This is a genomic window from Sphingobium sp. HDIP04, assembly GCF_000445085.1.
GTDB classification, from domain to species: Bacteria; Pseudomonadota; Alphaproteobacteria; order Sphingomonadales; family Sphingomonadaceae; genus Sphingobium; species Sphingobium indicum.
On the sequence record NZ_ATDO01000135.1, the window covers coordinates 1 to 21734 of the forward strand.

At 65.8% G+C, this 21734-nt stretch carries 18 protein-coding genes; 10 read left to right on the top strand and 8 right to left on the bottom strand.

All coding sequences use genetic code 11. The features are described from left to right. Positions 1-41 precede the first annotated feature (41 nt). Positions 42-1307 carry an aspartate kinase gene (locus L286_RS45120; protein WP_020817836.1) on the bottom strand — a complete coding sequence of 422 codons (1266 nt, stop codon included), beginning with the start codon at positions 1305-1307 and terminating at the stop codon, positions 42-44. 163 nt (positions 1308-1470) lie between these two features. Here L286_RS45120 and L286_RS45125 point away from each other — a divergent pair, with 163 nt between their 5' ends. Genes L286_RS45125 through L286_RS45135 form a run of 3 tightly spaced genes read left to right on the top strand, consistent with a single transcriptional unit; the run spans position 1471 to position 3066 of the window. Continuing rightward, on the top strand, positions 1471-1683 hold the full coding sequence (locus L286_RS45125; RefSeq protein ID WP_235870812.1) for a hypothetical protein: 213 nt from the start codon (positions 1471-1473) through the stop codon (positions 1681-1683). Between the two features lie 33 nt (positions 1684-1716). Further along, on the top strand, positions 1717-2454 hold the full coding sequence (ubiG, locus tag L286_RS45130; RefSeq protein ID WP_020817834.1) for a bifunctional 2-polyprenyl-6-hydroxyphenol methylase/3-demethylubiquinol 3-O-methyltransferase UbiG: 738 nt from the start codon (positions 1717-1719) through the stop codon (positions 2452-2454). Between the two features lie 6 nt (positions 2455-2460). Further along, entirely contained in the window at positions 2461-3066 is a 606-nt protein-coding gene (locus L286_RS45135; protein WP_020817833.1) for a YdeI/OmpD-associated family protein, read from the top strand. A gap of 161 nt (positions 3067-3227) precedes the next feature. Here the strand turns inward: L286_RS45135 and L286_RS45140 are convergent, their stop codons facing one another. Next, entirely contained in the window at positions 3228-3830 is a 603-nt protein-coding gene (locus tag L286_RS45140; RefSeq protein WP_025160479.1) for a hypothetical protein, read from the bottom strand. An 811-nt stretch (positions 3831-4641) separates the two neighbouring features. On the opposite strand from L286_RS45140, the gene L286_RS45145 reads away from it, so the two are divergent. After that, positions 4642-5493 (top strand): glucose 1-dehydrogenase, encoded by an 852-nt coding sequence (locus L286_RS45145; RefSeq protein ID WP_020821230.1) that lies wholly within the window; start codon positions 4642-4644, stop codon positions 5491-5493. A 175-nt stretch (positions 5494-5668) separates the two neighbouring features. Here the strand turns inward: L286_RS45145 and L286_RS45150 are convergent, their stop codons facing one another. From L286_RS45150 to L286_RS45160, 3 genes are all read right to left on the bottom strand, one after another. Next, positions 5669-7843 carry a putative bifunctional diguanylate cyclase/phosphodiesterase gene (locus L286_RS45150; protein ID WP_021223992.1) on the bottom strand — a complete coding sequence of 725 codons (2175 nt, stop codon included), beginning with the start codon at positions 7841-7843 and terminating at the stop codon, positions 5669-5671. Positions 7844-7946: 103 nt separating this feature from the next. Continuing rightward, positions 7947-10073 carry a TonB-dependent receptor gene (locus L286_RS45155; RefSeq protein WP_020821232.1) on the bottom strand — a complete coding sequence of 709 codons (2127 nt, stop codon included), beginning with the start codon at positions 10071-10073 and terminating at the stop codon, positions 7947-7949. Between the two features lie 150 nt (positions 10074-10223). Then, positions 10224-11573, bottom strand: coding sequence for a cytochrome P450 (locus tag L286_RS45160; RefSeq protein ID WP_020821233.1), 1350 nt, complete (start codon positions 11571-11573; stop codon positions 10224-10226). A 136-nt stretch (positions 11574-11709) separates the two neighbouring features. On the opposite strand from L286_RS45160, the gene L286_RS45165 reads away from it, so the two are divergent. The 6 genes from L286_RS45165 to L286_RS45190 all read left to right on the top strand — a co-directional run bounded on the left by L286_RS45165 (position 11710) and on the right by L286_RS45190 (position 17058). Further along, positions 11710-12258 (top strand): helix-turn-helix transcriptional regulator, encoded by a 549-nt coding sequence (locus L286_RS45165; protein ID WP_020821234.1) that lies wholly within the window; start codon positions 11710-11712, stop codon positions 12256-12258. A 119-nt stretch (positions 12259-12377) separates the two neighbouring features. Next, the gene (locus L286_RS45170; RefSeq protein WP_020821235.1) at positions 12378-13169 is read left to right on the top strand and encodes an acyl-homoserine-lactone synthase; all 792 of its coding nucleotides are present in this window, start codon (positions 12378-12380) and stop codon (positions 13167-13169) included. Next, on the top strand, positions 13169-13471 hold the full coding sequence (locus L286_RS45175; RefSeq protein WP_020821236.1) for an acyl carrier protein: 303 nt from the start codon (positions 13169-13171) through the stop codon (positions 13469-13471). Before L286_RS45170 ends, L286_RS45175 begins: the two co-directional genes overlap by 1 nt. Beyond that, positions 13468-14334, top strand: coding sequence for an SAM-dependent methyltransferase (locus L286_RS45180; RefSeq protein WP_020821237.1), 867 nt, complete (start codon positions 13468-13470; stop codon positions 14332-14334). Before L286_RS45175 ends, L286_RS45180 begins: the two co-directional genes overlap by 4 nt. A 121-nt stretch (positions 14335-14455) precedes the next feature. Beyond that, complete coding sequence (locus L286_RS45185) at positions 14456-16273, top strand: fatty acyl-AMP ligase (protein WP_021223993.1); 1818 nt, start codon at positions 14456-14458, stop codon at positions 16271-16273. Positions 16274-16446: 173 nt separating this feature from the next. Next, entirely contained in the window at positions 16447-17058 is a 612-nt protein-coding gene (locus tag L286_RS45190; protein WP_025161218.1) for a hypothetical protein, read from the top strand. A 192-nt stretch (positions 17059-17250) separates the two neighbouring features. Here L286_RS45190 and L286_RS45195 read toward each other — a convergent pair whose 3' ends face one another. From L286_RS45195 to L286_RS45205, 3 genes are all read right to left on the bottom strand, one after another. Then, on the bottom strand, positions 17251-18960 hold the full coding sequence (locus L286_RS45195; protein WP_020821240.1) for an ATP-binding protein: 1710 nt from the start codon (positions 18958-18960) through the stop codon (positions 17251-17253). Between the two features lie 198 nt (positions 18961-19158). After that, positions 19159-21111: an acetate--CoA ligase gene (acs, locus tag L286_RS45200; protein ID WP_020821241.1), complete on the bottom strand. Its 1953-nt coding sequence runs from the start codon at positions 21109-21111 to the stop codon at positions 19159-19161. Between the two features lie 9 nt (positions 21112-21120). After that, the gene (locus L286_RS45205; RefSeq protein ID WP_443215244.1) at positions 21121-21594 is read right to left on the bottom strand and encodes a pseudoazurin; all 474 of its coding nucleotides are present in this window, start codon (positions 21592-21594) and stop codon (positions 21121-21123) included. Positions 21595-21734 lie beyond the last annotated feature (140 nt).

Below are 21734 nucleotides of genomic sequence, written 5' to 3' on the forward strand. Positions count from 1 at the left end.
CCCACCCCCGACCCCTCCCCTGAAGGGGAGGGAAGAAAAGGTCAAGCGACCGGCGCGTCCAGGCCATAGGCGGTATGCAGCACGCGCACCGCCAGTTCGGTCTCATCCTCGTCGATCAGCACCGACACCTTGATCTCGCTGGTCGAAATGGCGAGGATGTTGATCCCGCGATCGGCCAGCGCCTGGAACATGGCGGACGCCACGCCCGCATGGCTCTTCATGCCGACGCCGACCACCGACACCTTCGCCACCTTCGTGTCCGGGATGATCCGGTTGAAGCCGATCACATCCTTCTGCCCCTCCAGCACGTCCAGCGCGCGCGCCAGGTCCGCGCCCGGCACGGTGAAGGTCACGTCGGTCTCGCCCTTGTCGCGGCCGACATTCTGGATGATCATGTCGACGTTGATCGCCGCGTCCGCCAGCGGGCCGAAGATGTGCGCCACCGCGCCCGGACGGTCCGGCACGCGGGTCAGGGTGATCTTCGCCTCATTCTTGTCATGGGCGATGCCGGTGATGAGCTGACGTTCCATCTTGTCTTCCTTGAGCTTGGCTTCCAGTTCCTCCTCGCTGACGATCAGCGTGCCGGGGAGGTCGTCCTGCGTGGGATCGTCGAAGGAGGAAAGCACCTGCACGACCACGCCTTCCTTCATGGCGAGGCCGACCGAGCGGGTCTGGAGCACCTTCGCCCCGACCGAGGCCAGTTCCAGCATCTCCTCATAGGTGACGAGGTCCAGCTTGCGCGCCCGCGCCACGATGCGGGGGTCGGTGGTGTAGACGCCGTCGACGTCGGTATAGATGTCGCAGCGATCCGCCTTCACCGCCGCCGCCACGGCCACCGCCGACGTGTCGGACCCGCCCCGGCCCAATGTGGACACGCGGCCATCCTCCATCATGCCCTGGAAACCGGGGATCACCGCCACGGTGCCCGATCCCATCGACGCCAGCAGGTCGGCCGTGTCGATCTCCCCGATGCGCGCCTTGGCATGGGCTTCGTTGGTGCGGATCGGCAATTGCCAGCCCAGCCAGCTTCGCGCGTCTACGCCCATCGCCTTCAGCGTCATGGCCAGCAGGCCGCTCGTCACCTGCTCGCCGCTGGCGACGACGACGTCATATTCCGCCGGGTCGTAGAGCGGCGAGGCTTCCTTGCAGAAACCCACCAGCCGGTCCGTCTCGCCCGCCATGGCGGAAACGACGACGGCGACTTCATGGCCCTGCTCGACCACATGCTTGACGCGCGCGGCCACGTTGCGAATTCGCTCCATCCCCGCCATGGAGGTGCCGCCGAATTTCATCACGATGCGCGCCATTTGCCTGTCGAGCCTGCCTGCTGAAAAGAAATGAAATGCCCCATGGGGGCGCGAAAACGGCGCTCCTATTAGCAGCAGCGGCGAATATGGCAAGCAAAGTGGAAATATGGGAACCGCCCCTGCCCCCGATCATTGCCATGGAAGGGCAAGGATGGAGGACGCGATGGAAAGCAGCCTGTGGCTGATGGTGGTGGTTGGCGGGCCTATCCTGCTGGCGGTCGTGCTGATTTTCGTGACGCTCAGCAACCGCAGGCACCGGAATCCGGATGATCTGCGCCATACGGAGGAGGCAACGCGCGACCTTTACCGCCGCCTCGACAAGGAAGATGAGGGCCGCGATTTCGCGCAACCGGGCGGCGGCGCAAAAGGGCCGTAGCGCCAGCCCGCCGACGCTGGTAGCAGGACGATCATGGCGAACATCGTTTCCAGCACCATCGACCCCCGCGAGGCCGCGCATTTCGGCGGCATGGCCGCCGACTGGTGGGATCCCAAGGGCAGCAGCGCCATGCTGCACAAGCTGAACCCCGTGCGGCTGCGCTATATCCGCGACGCTATCGACCGGCACTGGCCGGGACATGAACGGAGCTTCCGTCCGCTCGCGGGCAGGCGGGCGCTGGATGTCGGCTGCGGCGCGGGACTGCTCTCCGAACCGCTGGCGCGCATGGGCGCGGCGCTGACGGCGCTGGATGCGGCGGAGGAGAATATCGCCGTGGCGCGCAGCCATGCGGAGCGGCAGGGCCTCGCCATCGACTATCGCGCCACGCCGGTGGAGCAGTTGGCGGAAAGCGGCTTCGACCTCGTCACCTCTATGGAGGTGATAGAGCATGTGGCGGACCCGGCCGCCTTCGTCGCCGCGCTGGCGGAAAAGCTGGCGCCCGGCGGCCTGCTGATCCTCTCCACGCCCAACCGCACGCCGCTGTCCCGGCTGGCCATGATCACCATCGGCGAAAGCATCGGCGGCATCCCCAAGGGCACGCATGACTGGCATAAATTCATCAATCCGGAGGAACTGACGAAGCTGCTGGAGGATGCGGGCCTGGAAGTCATCGACAGCGCCGGCATCAGCTTCACGCCCGGCAGGGGCTTCATCCTCTCGCCCAACCAGGCGATCGACTATCTGCTGACCGCCCGGCATCGTCAGGGGTAAAAGGCGATGGCGGCCGATCCCCGCATCGACGCCTATATTGCCAGACAGGCCGATTTCGCCCGCCCCATCCTCGCCCATCTGCGCGCCCTGATCCACGCCGCCTCGCCGGAAACTGGGCCGGAGATCGGGGAGACTATGAAATGGAGCATGCCCTTCTTCACCTATCGGGGGCAGAATCTCTGCAACATGGCGGGCTTCCGGCGGCATGTCGCCTTCGGCTTCTGGCATGACAAGATGGCGCGGGCCGACGCCAGCGATGAAGCCATGGGCCAGTTCGGCCGGATCGCCAGTCTGGAGGACCTGCCCGCCGACGCGGAACTGACGGCCTTGCTGGCCAAGGCCATGGCGCTGATCGACGCGGGCGACAAACCCCGCGCCGGGACCAGGGAGGCGCGCGCGCCGCTCCCGCTCCATCCCGCCTTCGCCGCCGCGATAGAGGCCGATCCCGCCGCCGCGGCGATCTGGGCAGGCTTCCCGCCCGGCAAGATCCGCGATTATTGCGAATGGATCAATGAGGCGAAGACCGACGCCACGCGCGACAAGCGCATCGCCCAGGCGGTCGAATGGATCGCGGAAGGAAAGGGCCGCAACTGGAAATATGAAAAGCGCTGAGCATTCACCGCCGCCCGTCATGCTGAACCAGCATGACGACGGGTCGACCGGCAAGCCGGAGCGGAAACGAAGGGAACGCGGCGGGGACTAAAAAAGCGTTCCGGGGCTGAACATCGCCCCCATGCCGCGCTTCCCCCAAAGGCGCGGCACCTCTCCCACTCTCAGCTTACGGGCTTCGCCACCGCCACCAGCGTCGGTTGCGCATCCGCCGCGGCGTCCTTCGTCGCCGCGCCGGCCGCACCGGACTGGGTCTTGAGGCTCGCCGCGGCCGACTGAAGCGCGACCGCGGCCGCCTCCAGCGCCGCCGCAGCGGATTGCGGCGTGACGGATTGCGGCGTGACGGGCGCTGCCGTCTCCGCCACTGCCGCCGCCGTTGTCGCCGGCGTCACCGGATCGCTTGCCGGAGCCGCCGCCGCAGCGGCCGTCACTTCACACACATCTCCGACCCCGGCCGGTTTTTCGGAGAAATTCCGGGCCAGCATCGGCAGTTCATTCGCACCGGCGTCGGTCGCCAGGCTCAACAGCGTGTCGGCCATCTGGCAGAAACCCGCCGTCTGGATGCCATCGCTATGACTATTGGCCAGTCTGGTTATGAAATCATCATAGGCACGCTGTCCGTCAGCTATGCCGTTTTCGCGCATGAAGCGCAGTTTCAACGCATTATTATATTTATCGGCATTTCCCATCTTCTCGTGGAATTTATCGTATTTCGCCGTGATCTCGCTATTGGTCGACCGGCATTTCAGCGATCCCAGCATCAACATGATCTGTAGATCCCTGACTCGCGCCGCTTCGACTTCATAGCCTTGCCAGCACCGTGCCTCCCCCGCGGACGCGGCGCCGCCGAAAAAGAGCGCGACAAAGCAACTGGCGGCACCCGCCGCCATCCTCAACCTGGACATGATGGACCTCGCAGAATCGACTGGACCCCGCAAATCCAACATTAACATTTTGCCATAAAAATGCCATTAATTATTTGTTGACAGTGACATTTATGACGCATCCGGAAGCATGGCGGAATTGCGTCCTTTCATCGATCTCCGGCGATCAAATGGGCATTTTCCGTTCGGTATTTCATGGCCGGCGAATTGGACAACCGATTTTGGGTGGAGAGCCGTCATTCCCCCTCCCGCAGGCGGGAGGGGGCTAGGGGGTGGGCCGGCGCGACATCAGCGTTGTTTTGCAACGGCTAAGAGTCTGTTTGGAAATGCGCGGAAGATCGCATTTCGAGGCGGCACCAGCCCTCTCCCCCACCCGGCCACCCATATGATACTGCCGTTGGGTGGCCGGGTGGGGGAGAGGGCTGGTGCCGCGGTGCGCCGAAAGGCGCATTTCCAAACAGAGCCGGAAGCTCCCCCGGATCAAGTCCGGGGTCGCGCCCACCCCTGGCCCCTCCCGCCTGCGGGAGGGGAATGTCTTGGATCGGCCACTTCCCGACATGTTCGAACTTGTCCACGCGACCCAGCGCAGTGAGGCCCATCGCATGTCTCCACCCGCCCCATTCGCGCGCCGAACCGGGCCTTGGCCAATGAACTCCCCGGCAGGCGGCGAGTTCTTCGGGAAAGGAGATGTGCGATGCCCGACACCGAAGAGATGATCCATGAGGATGGCCTGCCCGGCCATGAAAGCCGGCTGGAGCCCAAGCCCGAATGGGAACCACGCTATCCCGGCTCAGGCAGGCTGGCGGGAAAGGTGGCCATCGTCACCGGCGCCGACAGCGGGATCGGGCGGGCGGTGGCGGCGCTCTATGCCCGCGAAGGGGCCGACATCGCGATATTCTACCTGTGCGAACATGACGATGCGGAAAAGACCGCGGACATCGTCCGGGCGGAAGGGCGGCGGGCGCTGACCATCGCGGGCGACCTGGGCGACCGGGACTTCTGCCATCGCGCCGTGGCGCGGGTGGTGGAGGAATTCGGGCGGATCGACATACTCGTCAACAATGCGGGGGAGCAGCATCCCGACAGCGACATCACCGACATCAGCGAGGAACAGCTGCGCCGCACCTTCCAGACCAACATCTTCGCCATGTTCTTCCTGACCCAGGCGGTGCGCCCGCATCTGAAGCGCGGGGCGGCCATCGTCAACTGCACTTCCGTCACCATGTACCAGGGGTCGAAGGAACTGCTCGACTATTCCAGCACGAAGGGCGCGATCACCGCCTTCACCCGGTCGCTGTCGGAAAATCTGGTGGGGGACGGCATCCGGGTGAACGCCGTCGCGCCGGGGCCGATCTGGACGCCGCTCAACCCCAGCGGCGGGGCAAGCCCGGAGAAGCTGGAACATTTCGGGGAGAGCACGCCCATGGGCAGGCCCGGCCAGCCCAATGAGGTCGCCCCCTCCTTCCTCTTCCTGGCCTGCGACGACGCCAGCTACATGTCGGGCCAGGTGCTGCATCCCAATGGCGGCACCATCGTCAACGGCTAGGCAGCATGGACAAATCAAGCCTCGCCAGACTGAGTGATTCGGGTGGGGAGCGGACGTTTGATCCTCCCCATCGTTAGATGGGGAGGTGGCAGCGCGAAGCGCTGACGGAGGGGAAAATGCGCAGGTCGCGCCATTTCCCCTCCGTCAGCGCTTTCAGCGGCGTCGAAGAGCCTCTTCAGGCGCTCCGCGACCCCGTCCGGCTTTCGCCGCGAATGCCGGGCGGGGGCCAGGCCGCGGCCCGCCGGTTCAGGGTGACGATGGCGCTGTTCTCGCCCCAGGACTGGATCAGCGCGGGGATATTCTCCGACGGGGCGGGCCGGCCGAAATAGAAGCCCTGGGCATAGTCGCAGCCCATCTCCCGCAGCTTGATCGACTGGTCGGCTTCCTCCACCCCTTCGGCCACGACCTTCATGTTGAGCGCCCGGCCCAGCGTGACCAGCGCGGAAACGATGGCGCCGTCGCTTTCGCGCGCCGTCACCCCGCTGACGAAGGATCGATCGATCTTCAGCGTGCTGACCGGCAGCGACCGCAAATGGGAAAGAGAGGCGAAGCCCGTCCCGAAATCGTCCAGGGCCAGCGGGATGTTGCACATGTGCAGTTCGTCGATGGAACGGCGCACCGTATCCGACGCCGCGCCCAGGAACACGCCCTCTGTGATCTCGATCTCGATCGAATCGGGCGCGATCGAATAGCGGTCCATTGTCTCGATCAGCCGGCCGGCGAAGCGCTCCCGCCGCAATTCGGCCGACGACACGTTGATGGCGACATGCCCCACCGGCAAGCCGCGCGCGCGCCAGGCGGCCATGTCGGCGAACACCTGGCTGGTCATGGTCTGCCCGATCATGTCGGCCACGTCATGATCGTCGAACGCGGCATAGATCTCCGCCGGCGATCGGATGGTGCCGCAACTGTCGCGCCACCGCAGCAGCGCCTCGAACCCGACCAGCTCGCCGGTCTGCAACGACACCTTGGGCTGGTAATAGCTGATGATCGTGCCGTCGCGCACGGCGGTCCGCGCCCGGTTGATCATGGCCACGCGTTCCTGCATGTCCTCCAGCAGCGACTGCTCGAACATCTGCATCCGCCCGCGCCCCAGCGACTTGGCGCGATAGAGCGCCAGGTCGGCATGGCGCAGCAGTTCCGTCGCCACGCGCCCGTCTTCGGGGAAGGCCGCCACGCCGATGCTGACCCCGCATTCGAGCGATCGCCCGGCGGCGAACAGCGTCTCCCTGATGGTGAGGACGCGATTGGCCAGGTCGGCAAGCTGCTGCCGGCTTTCGACATTCTCGATCAATATGGCGAATTCGTCGCCGCCCAGCCGCGCCACCACGCCGCCTCCGGCGAAGATGTCCTTCAGGCGAGAGGCAAAGCTTTTCAGCAGATCGTCGCCGGCATGATGGCCCATCAGGTCGTTGACGTCCTTGAAATTGTCGATGTCCAGCAGGAACACACCGACCTTCCTGAATTCGGTCAGCGCCTTGGCCAGCGCCTTGTCCAGGCAGGCGTTGAACATCGCCCGGTTGGGCAGCTCGGTCAGCGAGTCATGCTCGGCGTTCCAGCGCATCTGCTCCTCGATCAGCACGCTTTCATGGATGTCCTCGGTATAGCCGTACCAGCGGATGATCCGGCCTTCCTCGTCCCGCCGGGGATAGGCCTGCGCCCGCATCCAGCGATACTGGTCGTTGACCATCAGCCGCACCCGCACGTCGAAGGGTTCGCCGGTGGCATGGGACTGGGCGACGCGCCGGGTCACCGGCTCGATGTCGTCGGGATGGGTGGCCGAAAGCCAGCCCGACCCTTCCGCCTCGTCGCGTTCAAGGCCGGAACTTTCCAGCCACCGATCGGTGAAGTCGATGATCCGGCCTTCCGCATCGGCAATCCAGGGAAGTTGCGGATTATATTCGACGATCAGCCGCAGATTTTCCATGCTGCGCCGGAGCAGCTCGATTTCCGCATGCTCGCTGGTGACGTCGATCGCCACCAGTTCGAAAACCGTCCGGTCCAGCGGCGCGGACCGTGCCCGCGCAAGAATGCGAACATTCCTCAGCTCGCCGAAATCGCCTTTCAGCGTCAGCGTCGTTTCGGCTTCCCGCTCCTTGCGAACGGCGCGGACGAACTGAAAGATCGGCTTGCGGAATATGCCGCACACCCCGCGCAGCCAGTGGAAAAATTGCTGGGATTCCCGAAGGCCAAAGCGATGCGCGGCGGCAGGATCGGGATGGAGCCGGCCATCGCCGTCCACCGCGCACCGCAAAACGCCAGCCGACGCCAGTATCTGCTGGTCGCCATCCATCGGGTCCTGCCTGTCTTCCCACTCATCAGGTGACCGCGATGAAATCTGGTCCGCCATTCTACTCCCGCAATTCCGACGCCGATCGCGCTACGAATGATTCACCATCCGCTGGCTAAGATTTGATTAATGGCCCGCCCTTGGGGACCACCGCCCAGCATGCTCAAAATGTCGACGAAAGGCTGACGCCATAGGTGCGCGGGGCGCCGTAGGCCGCCGTGCGGAATACGCCCAATCCGGATCGATCGTCGGCATAGGTCTTGTAAATCTCGTCGGTCAGGTTCCTGACCCAGGCGGCGATGTCCCATTTGCCGCGGCGCAGGCCCAGGCGCAGGTTGACCAGGGTCCGCGGACCGGATTTGAAACCGTCGGAATTGGTCGGTTCGAAATAGACGGTGGAGCGGTGATCCATGTCGGCCCGGGCGAAAATCGTTCCGAAAGCCACGGGAACCTCGTAACTGACAGCGCCATAGCCGGAAAAATGCGGCGCCAGCACCAGGTCGTTGCCCGCGCAGTCCATGCTGCCGCCGCCCACCGACGCGGGCACGCCGCAATTGTCGAACCGCGCATAATGCGCGTCCAGAATGGCGGCATTGCCTTCGATCCGCAGAGCGGGAGAGAGTTGCAGAAACACCTCGCCTTCGACGCCCTGGATCCGGGCGCGGCCGGCATTGGTCAGCGCCAGTCCGTTGCCCAGCACCTGCGACACCTGCAGCCGGTCATAATCGGTATGGAACGCGGCCAGGTTCAAGCGCAACCGCTTGTCGAACGTCAACGCCTTGACGCCGACCTCATAGCTGGTCGCCTTTTCCGGACTGGCGGTCAGGCCGCTGAGGGAAGAGGCGATGTCGACATTATATGCCGCGCTCTTGAAACCCCTGGAAACGCGCGCATAGACATTGGTGTTGGACACGATCTCGTAGGAGAGGCTGGCGCTCGGCGACAGATCGTTGTCCGTCGAATGCCCGTCGAAGGTCAATGCAGGAAAGCCCAGCAGCGGGAATATGCCCGAAACGTCATTCTGCACGAAATGGGCACGCTTCTTCTCTCGCGTGTAGCGCAGGCCCGCCGACAGGGAGAGGCGGTCGCTCAATTGATAATCGAGCCGCCCGAACAACGCGCCGCTCCGGGTCTTCACCCGGCCGCGCGTGGTCAGCGTGGGTTCGCCCGGAATGCCCGTGTCCGCGCCCAATCCAAGCCCGCGGTCGGTGCGCACCATCTGATCGAAATAATAGGCGCCCGCCAGATAGCGCAGCTTCCCCATTCCGCCGGCCAGCCGCAATTCCTGACTGAAGAAATGCGAATCGTCGCTGAAATTGTCAGCGGCAACGAAGTCTACCTGCTCCTGATCGTCGTCCAGCGACGCATCATAGGATGAATCCCGATAGGCGGTGATGGATGTCAGCGAAACCGTGTCGGACGTCCATTCGCCGGTCAGCGAAATCCCCTGGCTGTCGCGGTGCAGCCGGTTGGGCCGATTGTTGTTGACATGCAGCGGCTGTCTGGAGGGGAAATCCGCGGGATAGCCCGCCAACGCATCCGCCTGGAAAAAGGCCGGAACGCCCCGGTCGCGCAGGCCGTCCCAGCGTGCGATGAACGACAGTTGGTCGGTCGGCGCGAACTTGGCCGACAGGCGCCAGGTCAGCAGGTCGGTCGATCCCGCATCCTCGCCGCCGGACAGGTGCCGGTAAAAGCCGTCCTGCCGAGCATAGGCGATGGCCCCGCGCACGGAAAGCCGGTCGTTGAGGCGCGTGCCCAGCACCGCCTCGCCCCGGCGATAATCATAATTGCCGGCATCCAACCGAACCGACAGGCCGGGATCGGCGTCGGGCTGCCTGGTCTGGACATTGATCACGCCGGCAATGGTGTTCTTGCCATATTCGGTTCCCTGCGGGCCGCGCGCGATCTCCACCCGATCGATGTCCAGCAGGTGCTGGACGAAATTTTCCGGCCGGCCGACATACACCCCGTCGACATAGATGCCGACGCCAGTTTCCAGCCCGATATTGCGGACGAGCGTGGAAATGCCGCGAATGGATATCTGCCCCTGCAACTGGCCGGCGATGCCGCCGCTGATGTCGACATTGGGCGCGATCCGGGTCAGATCGGTGATGCTCTGCAGGCCGGCCGCGACAATCGTGTCGCCGGAAACGCTGGTGACGGCGACCGGCGCCTTCAGCAGCGGTTCCGACACCTTGCGGGCCGTCACCATGATGTCGGCCTGAGGCTCCACCTGCGCCCGCGCCACGCCGGAAGACGCCATTCCAAACAGCGCCGAAGCCAGCAGCATCCGCTTCCAACGCCGTTTACAACCCCTGTGATACATGACCCGTGATTTCCGTTATATTTTTGGATATCCCTCCCTTTACTCGCGCTTGGTAAACTGCTGGTTAAACGCGTTCTGCGTACTTCTCCGGATCGGACGAGGCCCCGGCGGCGTTCAATAGGATGTCAGTTCGACCTCCATGTGCCGGAAACCATTGACGAAATTGGCGTGAACGCGGCGCACTTCGCCCGCCACGTTCACCTGCAGACGCCGCTTCATCAGTTCCTCCAGAAGGATGCGAAGCTGCAATTCCGCCAGGCGGGCGCCGACGCAGCGATGAATCCCGTGCCCGAACGAAAGATGGCGCCGGGCATTGGCGCGCGACAGGTCCAGGCGGTCGGCATCGGCAAAGACGGCTTCGTCGCGATTGGCCGAGATATACCACAGGGCCAGCTTGTCGCCCGCCGCGATCCTCTGCCCCGCAAGCTCGCAATCCGCGGTGGCCGTGCGGCGCATGTGGGCGATCGGCGTGTGCCAGCGGATGATTTCCTGGACGGCATTGGACAACAGGCTCTCATCCGCGATCAGCTTCGCCCGCTCGTCGGGGAATTGGTCGAGCGCGAAGATGGCGGCCGACATGCTGGTGCGGGTGGTGTCATTGCCGCCGACGATCAGCAGGGCGAGATTGCCGATGAATTCCATCGGCCCCATTTCCGACATGCTGTCGCTGCGGATCATCATCGCCAGCAGGTCGTTGCCGTCCGGACCGGCCCGCCGCTGTTCCCACAGCAGATGGAAATAGGTCGCCATTTCGGTCAGCATTTCCCGTCGGACCTGGAACAGTTCGGGAATGCGCGCCGCCTCCATATGCCCGGCCCAATCGGACCAGAAGGTCAGAAGACGCCGGTCCTCCCATGGGAAGCCCAGGATCGTCGCCAGCATGCTGGTGGCCAGTTCGATCGACACCTTCTCCACCCAATCGAAACGGCTGCCCACCGGCAGGCTGTCCAGCACCGCCGCCGTATGCCCGCGCAGCTTCACCGCGAGTTCGGCGATATGCGCGGGGGTGAAGGCCGGCGCCACGGTCTTGCGCTGAACGCTGTGTTCGGGTTCATCCATGGCGATGAACATGGGAAGCTGGAATTCCTCCCCCGGTTCGGGGTCGGCAATGGTGATGCCGCCATATTTCCAGGAAGAGGAGAAGAGGTCGGGCTTTCCTTCCACTTCGGTGATCAGCGCGTGGGAACAGACGTTCCAGTAATCGCCATTGGCCGTCCCTTCCACCCGGTTCAGCGGCGCGGACTGACGCATCTGGCGGAACAGCGGTTCCCAGCTCGCCTGCGAATAGAGTTCCGGGCGGCTCGTATCGCCAGGGATGACGGGTGCGCGCTCCCCCTCTCCATGCATGGCCAGCCATTCATCGACCGCATTGTCCGCGGAAGGTTCGGTTCGGTAGGTCGGCAGCATGTTGTCCTCGTCATGGATGTTCCGTCGGCAGCCGACCTTTTGCCTTTCCCTCTTCATGTCAAGCGCCAGTTGCCCGACGGCGCGCCCTGGGCCCGTTCCACCGCAAACAGGAAGCGGGCGGCAGGGAGGCAGGCTTAACCCGCTTTTAAGACCTGACGCGGCATGACGGCAGGCATATGCCGCGTGAGGAACCATGAGCGAATATATCCCCAGCACCCAGCTTCGCGCCGGAAGTTCGACCACCGCGGCCGACTTCATCGCGGGGATCGACGACACGCTCGGCATCGACAGCCTCGTGACGCGCTTCAGCCAGGCGCTGGGCCTCCAGGCGGCGAGCCATGCCTGCTACGCTGTCGGCGATGGGGAACGGCGCTTCCTGTTCGGCGAGACCGGCTGGTGCGGCCCGGTCGCGCGGCCGGAAGTCCTGCCGCAGATCTGCTTTCCGATCATCGGCTGGGACGAACGGTCCTATGAGGTGGAGATCCGCCTGATCAGCATGCTCGAAAGCCCGGAGGAACGCGCAAACCTGCACGCCATGGCGACGCTCTACCTCTGCCGGGGCATCGCCCTGCTCGATGCGCGGGACGATCTGACCGCCTCTTCCCTGACGGAGACGGAGCAGTTCTGCCTCGACCAGCGGCAGGCCGGATTGTGCGACCTCGACATTGCCGATGCGCTCGACCGATCCGTCCAGGCGGTGAAGGTGCATGTCCAGCGCGCCCGGCGGAAGCAGGCCGCCTGAGCGCCCTGCATCGAGGGTTCCCTTACGGCGCGCACGGCCTTTCGCGCTGCAACTTTCCGATGACCTGCCCCGTATAATATGTTACAGGCGCTGCCGCTGCATGCGGGGGGCGAACGGATTTGATTCATCTGATTTCGAAGAACAATTCCGCACTTTACCAGGACGAGATCAGAGATTTGCACCAAGTCCGCGCGGAGGTGTTCGTCAACCAGCTCGGCTGGGATCTCAGGGTCAGGGACGGGTTGGAACATGACGAATATGATGATGCGCGCGCGAGCAACATCATCGGCTTTTCGACCGAGAACCGGGTCGTCATGGGGCTGCGTTTCCGCCCCACGGACGACTGTTCGATGCTGCTCGACCATTTTTCGCATGTCCTGCCGGCCGGCATCCGTCCCATCGACGACGGGCGCACCTGGGAACTGAGCCGGGGATTCTGCATTGAGCGGGGCATGCGCCGCCACAATCTGCGACGGAAGGCCGCGTGCATGATCGCGCCGCTGGAACTGGCCTATGAGGCGGGGATCGACCGTTGCGTGGGCTTCACCGACGTCCGCATGCTCAGCTTCTGCTACGGCGTCGGCTGGAAACTGACCCTGCTCGGTTCCGCCATGGACTATGGCCAGGGGGAGGCCGTCGCCTATGAGGTGGAGGTGTCGCAGGCCGCGCTGGACGAGATGCGTCAGATGTGGGGCCTGCCCAGTCCTTCGCACGTCACCGTCGACCGGCTTCTTCCAGGGGAGGAGAATGCGCACGTCGCCGCGGCCCGGCTGGCGCGGGAGCATCCGGAACTGCAAAAGATCGCCGCCCAGCCGGAGATCGGTTCCGCCACGCACCCGTCCGCCACCACAGGGGCGGACGTCTATTATGGCAGATTCGGGACAACTCGTTCGGCTTCAGGGGGACATTGATGAATTCCGACCTTATTCGACAGGCATCGGCAGGGGAAATCGAAAGCTGGATCATTGCCCGCATCGCGGAAATCGTGAACGTGGCGCCCGTCGCCGTCTCGCCCGATGCGCCGTTCGACAGTTTCGGGATCGATTCGGCCAAGGCGATCTCGCTGATGGTGGAGCTGGAGAATTGGCTCAACCTGCCCGACGAACTGCCGCTGGAACTGCTGTTCGAGGCGGAGGCGATCCGCGACGCGGCGGCGGGCATCGCCGCGGCGGTCAGCGACATGGCGGCGCAGCAGGGCGGCGTCCAGCCATGATCCAGGACGAACAGATCGAATTTGGCGGCTCGGCCGCCGCCATCCGCCACCATTATGATGTCGGCAACGACTTCTATTCGGCATGGCTCGACCCCAGCATGACCTATTCCAGCGCGATGTGGGACGGCCTGCCCAAGGACGCCCCGCTGGAGGAGGCGCAGCAGCGCAAGCTCGACTATCATGCGCAATCGGTCGGCGCGGGCGAAGGCATGCGGATATTGGACGTCGGCTGCGGCTGGGGCGGCATGATGCGCAACCTGCGGCGAACGCATGGCGTCGCCGAATGCGTCGGCCTGACGCTGAGCGAGGAACAGCTCGCCTATATCCGGCAACTGGGCGATCCCGGCATCGGCGCCGTCCTCTCCAACTGGCACGACTATCGTCCCGACAGGCCGTTCGACGCGATCATCTCCGTCGGCGCGTTCGAACATTTCGCCCATCCGCAGCAGAGCGTGGAGGAACGCCGCGGCGTCTATCGCGAATTCTTCCAGGCCTGCCGCGACTGGATGGCGGGCAAGGGCCGCCTGTCGCTCCAGACCATCGCCTATGGCAGGATGTCGCCGGAGGACGCCAATCCCTTCATCGCGAACGAGATCTTCCCGGCGGCGGAACTGCCGACGCTGGAGGACATCGTGGTCGCGTCCAAGGGCCTGTTCCGCATCGAGCGGCTGCGCGACGACGGGCTGGACTATGCGCGCACCTGCGAGATGTGGAGCAACCGGCTGCGCGGCGCGGTGCGCGGCGGGGTGGTCGATCCGGCGATCCATCCGGTCGAGAAATATTCCCGCTATCTGCGCATGTCGGCCGCCGGTTTCCGCATGCGGAAGATCGGCCTGCTTCGGATAGCCTTCGCGACGGAATGACCAGGGCATTTTCCGGTTGACCGTCGAGGGTCAATGACGGGAAAATCGCGGCATCAAAAAGACAGGGCGTTTTCCGCTCCATGTGAAAACGCTCTAAAAGCATCGGGTTCGCAGAAAAAAGATGCAGATGGACTTCAGCCGGTCGATCGTCGACATCGTCCTCGACCATGGAAACAGCGATCCGGATCGCCCGGCGCTGATATTCGACCAGGGCGACGGCCCGCAGAGCAGCCTGACCTATGCGGAGGCGGCGGCGCGGGTCAGGCAGCTTGCCGGCGCGCTGGAGGCGCGGGGGTTGGCGGCACGGGGGTTGGCGGCACGGGGGTTGGCGGCCGAGGGGCAGGCCGGTCCAAGGGTCGCCCTCCTCTTCTCGGCGGGCACCGACTTCGCGCTCGCGCTGCTCGCCTGCCTCGCGGTCGGCGGCGTCGCCATTCCGCTCGCCCCGGTCGGTCGGCGCAAGGCGCGGCTTCAGAACATCCTGAACATGCTGGGCGACATCCGGCCCGACTGCATCCTGCTGGACGACGGCATGGCGGGCCTGTTCGGGCAGGAACTGTCCGCCGCCCTGTCCGCCGGCCCGGTGCGCTATCTGGAATTTGCCGCGCTCGCGGCGGAATCGCACGCCTTCTCGCCGCTGGCGCTCGCGCCCGAGCGGCTCGCCGTGCTCCAGTTCACCTCCGGCACCACCTCGAACCCGAAGGGGGTGATGATCAGCCATGGCAACATCATCGCCAATGAGACGATGATCCGCGCCGCCTTCGGCCACGACCGCGATTCCCATTTCGTCGGCTGGGTGCCGCATTATCACGACCAGGGGCTGTTCGGTAACATCCTGCAACCGCTGTTCCTGGGCTCGACCTGCGTGATCACCTCGCCCGCCGCGTTCATCAACAGGCCGATGTCCTGGCTGCAACTCATCTCCCGCCATCGCGCGCATACCAGCGGCGGCCCCAATTTCGGCTACGACCTCTGCGTCGACTACGCCACGCGGCGGGGCATGCCGGACGACCTGGACCTGTCGGGCTGGCGCGTGGCGTTCAACGGGGCGGAGCGGGTGCGGCCCGCCACGCTCGACCGCTTTGCCGAATGCTTCGCCGATGCGGGCTTCGACAGGCGCGCCTTCCTGCCCTGCTACGGCCTGGCCGAATCCACCCTCGTGACCATCGCGGTCCCGCCGCGGAGCGACCCCATCGTCAAAAGCTATGACAGCCGCGCCCTGGCCGCCGGACGGGCGGAGGAAAGCGCCGGCGGCGACGCCGTGCTGGACCTCGCCTGCTGCGGCCCGGCCATGGCGGGGGGAGAGGCGCGGATCGTCGATCCCGAAACCGGCGATCCGCTGCCCGACGGCGCGGTGGGCGAAATCTGGCTGCGCGGCCCGCACATCACCGCCGGCTATGTCGACAATCCCGCCGCGACGCAGGCGAGCTTCGGCCGGCTGGACGAAGGCGGCCCGTTCCTGCGGACCGGCGACCTCGGCTTTTCCACGGCGGACGGATTTTACATCGTCAGCCGCCTCAAGGACGTGATCATCGTGCGCGGCCGCAACCATGCGCCCAGCGATGTGGAGCAGATCTGGTCGGAACTGTCCGGAACGGTCGGCCAGGCCAGCGCCGCCGCCGTGGAGATCGAGGTGGGCGACACGCAGCATATCGTCCTGATCGCGGAGATGAAGCGGGACGAGGCCCGGTCCCTGTCCGAAGAGAAGCTCCAGGACATCGCCGCCCGGCTGCGCGCCCTGGCCATGGAGCGGCTGGAACTGGCGATCACCGATCTGGCGATGGTGCCCGCCAGCGCCATCCCCCGGACGACCAGCGGCAAGGTGCAGCGCAAGCAGGCGGGCAGGATGCTGATGGACGGGGAACTCACCGTCCTGGGCATGGCGGGGCCGCTCGCCCAGGCGTTCGGGCCGTCCGGGCAGGGGATGTCCGCCGCCCGCTAGGCTGTATCGACATTCAGAAGATGGCGAGCCGAAAATGGCCGCCAGGGCTGAATGTCGATACAGCCTAAAGGTCCATGCGCGAAAAAGCGGACTCATTCCTTGAAGCCCCGGCCCGGCAGGCGTAAATTGCGCTGGACCGGGCGGCCACGGCCCGCAGCGAAGAGGATGAGCCGATGACTGGCATGTCGCCGAGCCGCCGGAGCGGCTCATGGATCGCCGCCATCCCCCTGATGCTGGCCGCCGCTGGTCCCGCCGCCCTCGCCCAATCGACGATCCTTCCCGAAGGCATGGCGATCCAACTGGAGACGCGCCAGGACATCTCCTCCAAGTCCGCCCGCGTCGGCGACAGGATCGAACTGGCGGTGGCCAGGCCCGTGACCATCGGCGGCGTGACGCTCATCCCCGCCGGCAGCCCGGCGGTGGGGGAGGTCAGCCGGGTCAGGGACAATGGCCTGCTCGGCCGTTCCGGCAAGCTCGACATCAAGGTCAGCACCGTCAGGACGGGGGGAATGGACGTGCCGGTGCGCGGCCAGCGCAATTCCCAGGGCAAGTCCGGCACCCTGGGCGCGGTCGGCGCGGGCATCGTCTTCCTGCCGCTGGCGGTCATCGTGCGCGGAAAGGACGTCAAGCTGCCCGCCGGCACGCTGTTCGAGGTCTATGTCGACAGGGAGGTTTCCCTGGGGCCTGCCGCTCCGCCCCAACCCGCCGTCGCCGCCCCGCCCGAAGGCCGGGAAGCGCCCGGCGGCATCAGGACGGTCGATCCCAACCAAGCGCTCGGTTCCTGAGGCGAAGGCTCGCCGCTCATGAGGATGGAGACATCGTCCCCCCATCTCACCACGTTCTCCTGCGCAGGCACGCGAATGAGACGCGTGGCTGGTGAGAGCCCAGTCCCGCCCTTGCATGACCGCGCAACTTCAAAAACTGGACTCCCGCCTGCGCAGAAGCAAGCGCCCCCCTCCCCGGAAACAGCGTCCGGATCAGGCCGCCTGCGCCCGCGCCGCGGCTATGCAGGCCTGCAAATGATTTTGCCGGAACGGCTTTGACAGGCGCGTGATGTCGGGCGCGATCAGGTCCACCCCCTCATAGCCCGATATGATCAGCAGCGCGATCTGCGGATGATCGGCCCTCAGGCGCAGCGCCAGTTCCACCCCCGTCATGCCCGGCATGATATGGTCGGTGATCAATATGTCGGGCCGGTCGCCCGATTCGATCATGCCGAGCGCGCGTTCCGCCCGGTCGGTGTCGACCACCTCATAGCCCATTTCGACCAGCATTTCCCGCGTGCTGTTCCGGACGAGGTCGTTGTCGTCCACCAGCAACACCCTGCCCGAACGCGCCTTCGCCCCTTCCTCGACGACGGGGGGATCGGGTCTCTCGGCGGGCGTCCGCTCGACCGGCAGCCACAGCCGCACGCTGGTGCCCTGCCCCACGACGCTGTCGATCTCCACCGTGCCACCAAGCTGCGCGGCAAGGCCGTGGACCATGGAAAGGCCCAGCCCCGTGCCATGGCCGGACGGCTTGGTCGTGAAGAAGGGTTCCATCGCCGCCGCCCTGACCGCCGGGGTCATGCCGGTGCCCGTGTCGCTGACGGTCAGGCAGACATAGCGGCCCGGCGCCAGCACGGAGGGCAGGCGGCTCTGCCGCGCCTCCGCCCGGATGCTGAGCGCGCCGCCGTCGGGCATGGCGTCGCGGCCGTTGACGGCCAGGTTGAGCAGCGCCACCTCCAACTGATGGGCATCGGCCCGCACCGGGGGCAGCAGCGGCTGGAGGTCGACCGACAGCGCGATCCGCGGCCCCAGCGTGCTGGCCAGCAAGGCCCCCATTCCGCCCAGCAGGTCCGGCAGGTCCACCGCCTTTGCGGTCAGCGGCTGCCGGCGGGCGAAGGTCAGGAGCCGCTGCACCAGCGTCTGGGCGCTCTCCGCCGCCTGCATCGCGATGGTCGCATGCCGCTCGATCGATTCCGGCGTCCGCTTGCCCGACAGGATCAGGTCCAGCCCGCCGACGATCGGCATCAGCAGATTGTTGAAATCATGGGCGACATGGCCGGTCAACTGGCCCAGCATGTCCAGCTTCTGGACCTGGCGCAGGCTGTCCTGCGACCGTTCCAGTTCCGCGGTCCGTTCCCGGACGCGGCGTTCGAGCTGTTCGTTCAGCGCTTCGAGCGACGCGAACAACCGCCCGTTTTCCAGCGCGGTGGACGCGGCGCGGGCCAGCGCCTCCAGCAGCGCGATCTCATTGTCGGTGGGCTGCGCGAATTCGGACCAATAGGCGCCCAGCGCGGCAATGGGTTCGACGCCGCCAATCGGCACCATCACCATCGACCGCACGAAGGTGGTGCGATAGGCCTCCACCGGCACGCGTTCATCGTCGAACACGTCGGGGATCACCGCCGTGCGATTATTCTCCATCGCCCAGCCGGACACGCAGCTCGATGCGGGAAAGCGCTGCCCCGCCCAGAGCGGCTCCATCGAATCTTCCGCGATATAATGGCACTGGTCCTCGTCGCGCAGGACGACCGCGATGCCGTCCGCCCCCACGGCCCGCCGCGCAAAGGCCCGCAGGACATGGGTGATCGCCTCCAGGGACCGGGCGCCGGCCAGCGCTTCCATGGCTTCGGTGGCTATGCTCCACCGGGCCGCCAGCGCCTTCTGCTCGGCGCCCCGTTCGCTTGCCAGTTTCCTGTCCATAGACAACCTTCTGCATCGGAACCGCGCAGCTTTCTATCATTGGACCGGGTCTATCACAAAGCGATTATGATCAACGGCTTAGGCTGTATCGACATTCAGCCCTGGCGGCCTGCCTTTCCGCGAGCGGCCACAAACCGTCTCTGAACCCCGCCGCGCAAGGGGAAGACGGGCCTCCTCTCCCGCCATATCCTGCTTCCTTTATCCAGCCCTGCCCCTTATCAGTTCCTCGACGATGGCCGGCTCGGCCAGGGTCGATATGTCCCCCAGCGCCTGTGCCGAAACCTCGCCCTCCGCGATCTTGCGCAGGATGCGGCGCATGATCTTGCCGGAGCGCGTCTTGGGCAGGCCCGGCGCGAACTGGATGACGTCGGGCGTCGCGATCGGCCCGATTTCGCCGCGCACCCATTTGACCAGCGCCTGGCGCAGTTCGTCGCTCGCTTCCTCGCCGCTGTTCAGCGTCACATAGGCGTAGATGCCCTGCCCCTTGATGTCGTGCGGGAAGCCCACCACCGCCGCCTCCGCCACCGCCTCATGCAGCACCAGCGCGCTTTCGACCTCCGCCGTGCCCATGCGGTGGCCCGACACGTTGATGACGTCGTCGACGCGGCCGGTGATCCAATAGTCCCCGTCCGCGTCGCGCCGGCAGCCGTCGCCGGTGAAGTACAGCCCCGGATAGGTCGTGAAATAGGTCTGGAAGAAGCGCTCATGATCGCCCCACACCGTCCGCGCCTGCCCCGGCCAGCTTCTCGCGATGCAGAGATTGCCCTCGCCTTCGCCCTCCACGGCGACGCCGTTGCCGTCGACCAGCAACGGCTCCACCCCGAAAAAGGGCTTGGTCGCCGCGCCCGGCTTCAGGTCCGTCGCGCCCGGCAGCGGCGTGATCATGTGGCCGCCCGTCTCCGTCTGCCACCACGTATCTATGATCGGGCAGCGCCCCTCGCCCACCACCTCATGATACCAGCGCCAGGCTTCGGGATTGATCGGCTCCCCCACCGTGCCCATCAGCCGCAGCGAGGCGCGGCTGGTGCGGGTGACATGATCGTCCCCCTCCTTCATCAGCGACCGCAGCGCCGTCGGCGCGGTGTAGAGCGTCGTCACGCGATGCCGGTCGACCACTTCCCAGATGCGGCTGGGCGTCGGCCAGTTCGGCACCCCCTCGAACATCAGCGTGGTGCCGCCATTGGCCAGCGGCCCATAGACGATATAGCTGTGGCCCGTGACCCAGCCGACATCGGCGGAGGACCAGAAGACTTCGCCCGGCCGATGGTCGAAGGCAAGGTCGAAGGTCATCGCCGCCCAGAGCAGATAGCCGCCGGTCGAATGCAGCACGCCCTTGGGCTTGCCCGTCGATCCGGAGGTGTAGAGCAGGAACAGCGGGTCTTCCGCCGCCATCGCCTCCGCCGGGCAATCGGCGGAAACGGCAGCGGCCAGTTCGTCATAATAGGCGTCCCGCGCGGGGTCCATCGCGACGTCCCCGCCCGTCGCCCGGACGACGATCACGCGCTTCAGGACCGGCGCCAGCGCCGCCGCCGCATCGACATTGCGCTTCAGCGGCACGGTCCTGCCGCCGCGCCGCCCCTCATCGGCGGTGATGACGATGCGGCTGTCGCAATCGGTGATCCGTCCCGCCAGCGCCTCGGGCGAAAAGCCGCCGAACACCACCGAATGGATCGCCCCGACGCGGGCGCAGGCGAGCATGGCGAAGGCGGCTTCGGGGATCATCGGCAGGTAGAGCGTCACCCGGTCCCCGCGCCCCACGCCAGCGCGCTTCAGCACATTGGCGAAGCGGCACACCTCTTCATGCAACTGCCGATAGGTGAAGCGCCGCGCCGGTTCCTCCGGGTCGTCCGGTTCCCAGACGATCGCCGCCTGGTTCCCGCGCTCGGCCAGATGCCGGTCGATGCAATTGGCCGACGCGTTCAGCATGCCGTCGCTGAACCAGCTTATGCCGAAATCCCCTTCGGCAAAGCTGCTCTCGTCGGCGCGCGTGGGTTCGCGCAGCCAGTCGAGCCGCTTCGCCTGCTCCAGCCAATAGGCGTCGGCGTCATCCAGCGATCGGCGATAGCCCGCGGCATAGGCGGCGGCATCGACCTTCGCCTCCGCCGACCAGGCCGGCGGCACGGGATAGACATGGGGGGCCGTGGTCAGCATCGGCGGATCTCACTTCACCTTGGCGAGCGCGGCGGTCATCCGCTTGGCGGCGAAGGGCGGCAGCTTCACCGCCCTGGCGGCGGCGAGGTCCGCCGGGGCGACCTTGCCCACCTGCACCAGCGCGACCATGCCCATCGAATAATGCGGCATGCACTTGATGCCGTAGAGGCCGGGCTTGGTGACGGTCAGCACCGCCTCCTTGTTCATTGCGCCCTTCATCGGGGTCGCGCCGGTCGGCAGCATGGTCGCCATGGTTTCGGCATTATGGCTGGGATGGGTCGGCTGGAAACGGATGGTGTCGCCCACCGCCGCCTTCACGAAGGACGGCTCGAACACCATGGCGCCCTCCGCGCCCTGGTTCTTCATGTGGACGATGATCTCCCTGGCCTGCGCCGAAAGCGGCGCCAGCGTCAGGAGCGCGGCGGCGGCAAGGCCGCCCAGGGTGATGCGAATCTCGGTCAAGGCTCTCTCCCATGCAAACATGCTTGGGCGAGAGATGACGCAGCGCGGCGGACCCCCGCAATGGGCCATTGGTCCTAGGATGCGTGGGCAAATGCAGGACTCGCCCGACTGGGTGATTTGGGGGGTTCCCGCCATTCCCCCTCCCGCAGGCGGGAGGGGGC